Below are 2,405 nucleotides of genomic sequence, written 5' to 3'. Positions count from 1 at the left end.
AGGTTCGTAAAATTCTGGACGAGACCGGATCTGCAAAAGTCCACGTTATCGCTCACAGCATGGGAGGTCTCGACGCTCGTCACATGATTGTCGACGAGGACATGCAAGACAGCGTCGCGACGTTGACGACCATCGGAACGCCCCATTTCGGCACCACCTTTGCCGACAAGGGCTTGGAGCAGGCTGGCGGCCTAGTCGATTTTTTTCTTAAAATGGGATTGGACTTGGGGGGGCTCAAGGATTTGCAGACTGAAGCAGCCGTCGCCTTCAATCAGCGCGCCCAGAAGACAGAGGCCGATAATCCCGTGCACTATGTTGTCTACGCCGCCAAGCAGGACAAAAATCGTGTCTTTAGCCTTCTGAAACCTTCCTGGGAAATCATCCACGAAGAGGAGGGCGAAAACGACGGGCTGGTCTCGGTGACCTCACAGTTTTGGACCTCGGCCTTGACTGGGGAAGATGGCCAGAAAGCCATCAAGCAAGAGGAGTTTCCAATCGAAGCGGATCACCTCAACGAGCTGGGATGGTGGGATGTCGACCAGCTTCATGGAACCCGCTGGTGGAATTTCAATCTCAAGAAGGAAATCCGGGCTTTCGCAGACCAGGTCAAGGCCACATATCTGAAAATGGCTGAGGATGCCGAACGTCTGGTTGCGCCGTGAGATCGCTCTCGGCCGCCTCTAGAGAATAAAATGGTTAGGCTAAAAACAGTTACAAGAAGTGTCTGGTCAAATAAAGAATCCAACTCACAAGCCCTAGATTCCATTCCTGTCGATAACAGCATCGCTTTCCTTACTTATTCAGACATTTCCTTAAAGAGAGAATTATAGATGGCGTGAATATAGGAACTCCTGCGGCCTAAAATTTGGAAGAAAAAGATTGCTTCGTCGTCCCGATGTTCATTAGAAAAATAAGGATTGTCGGGACTCCTCGGTTTGACAAAACTATCTCACAAAATATGAGAAGCTAAAAATTTGATAAAATCATGAATAATTCAATTCAAATCATACCGTTCGCCAATCTAGCTCTGGCCTTCATCCCCGTATTGGTAGTTGTAGTAATTATGTATAAATGGTCCCTTAACATCAAGAGTGCATTTTATGCTATTTCCCGTATGCTTGTTCAGCTAATGGTAATCGGTTATTTTTTAGCCTACATTTTTGAAGCTGATTCAGTTTGGGTCGTTCTGGCTGTTGTGACGGTAATGGTTTTCGCCTCAAGCTGGATTGCATTGAGAACTACGATCAAACGCACCCTGCTGTATAAAAAAACCTTATACTCGGTAATCCTGGGCGGAGGAATAACTTTTCTGTTAGTGACTCAAGCAGTCTTAAATCTTAATCCATGGTATTCTCCCCGCTATGTCATTCCCCTTGCCGGGATGATTTTTGCAAGTTCAATGAATAGTGTCAGTCTCGCAGTAGAGCGATTAACAGCAGAGATCGAAAGAAATGTCGATTATCAGCAGGCCCGAAATACTGCGCTCCGCACTTCTCTTATTCCAATTACAAATTCGCTATTTGCCGTCGGTCTTGTTTCTTTACCTGGCATGATGACCGGACAGATCCTGTCCGGAATTTCGCCCCTCGTAGCCGCAAGATATCAAATTATGGTTATGTGCATGATATTCGGTTCTGCAGGCATTTCTTCCGCCTTATTTCTAAAACTGGTCAAGCCGGATTTTCTGGCGCCTGGGAAGACTAAGTGAGCATAACGTTCGCATGAACCGGAGACGCGGCAAGGGCGCGATTAAGAATAAGCTGGAACTCCTATTGGGAGCATTAGGGTGAAAACAAAAAATGGGATCTATGTCGATCTAAGTGGGTAAATAGTATTGATTAAGGTATTTTTTAGCCACGGATTCACACAGATGAAACACTGATTCTCGGCTATGGTTTCTTAGAGAGATTATATCAAAAGGCATTACAAGTTGAATTATTACGTCGGCGGCATTCTGTGGAAATAGAACATCCTATAAAAGTGGAGTTTAAAAAAGTTATTGTAGGTGAATATGAGGCAGATTTACTGGTGGATGAAAAAATAGTCGTGGAACTTAAAGTTGCAAAAGAATATAATCCAAAAGATGAGCCACAATTACTCAATGAATTAAGAGCACAGGAAAGGAAAGTAGGCTTACCCATCAATTCCTGAGCCTGTCAGGAACAGGTTTTGGAAAAAGAAAAGTAGAATTCAAACGCCTCATCTATTAACAAAATCCGTGTTTTATCAGTGTGAATCCGTGGCGAAAGATATTCATGGCGCTATTTTACCCACTCTGATCGACATAGAACCTTAAATTCCCTTATTTCAGCAGTGTCATTTTCTTAACTTCCCTAAAGCTGCCCGCGGCAATTTTGTAGAAATAAATTCCGTTGGGTAAATTTGCAGCATCAAACTGTACGTCA

General features: G+C 44.2%; 3 protein-coding genes. All 3 read left to right on the top strand.

Annotated features, from left to right (window positions below):
- On the top strand, nt 1–662 hold a 662-nt coding region (locus IH879_22445), incomplete at its 5' end, for a hypothetical protein (GenBank protein ID MCH7677688.1).
- A 323-nt stretch (nt 663–985) separates the two neighbouring features.
- Complete coding sequence (locus IH879_22440) at nt 986–1,708, top strand: ABC transporter permease (GenBank protein ID MCH7677687.1); 723 nt, start codon at nt 986–988, stop codon at nt 1,706–1,708.
- Between the two features lie 152 nt (nt 1,709–1,860).
- Nucleotides 1,861–2,151, top strand: coding sequence for a GxxExxY protein (locus IH879_22435; protein MCH7677686.1), 291 nt, complete (start codon nt 1,861–1,863; stop codon nt 2,149–2,151).
- The last annotated feature ends 254 nt before the right edge of the window (nt 2,152–2,405 follow it).

This window comes from candidate division KSB1 bacterium (genome assembly GCA_022562085.1).
GTDB lineage: Bacteria > Zhuqueibacterota > Zhuqueibacteria > Oceanimicrobiales > Oceanimicrobiaceae > Oceanimicrobium.
This window is presented reverse-complemented; position numbering and strand designations above follow the sequence as displayed.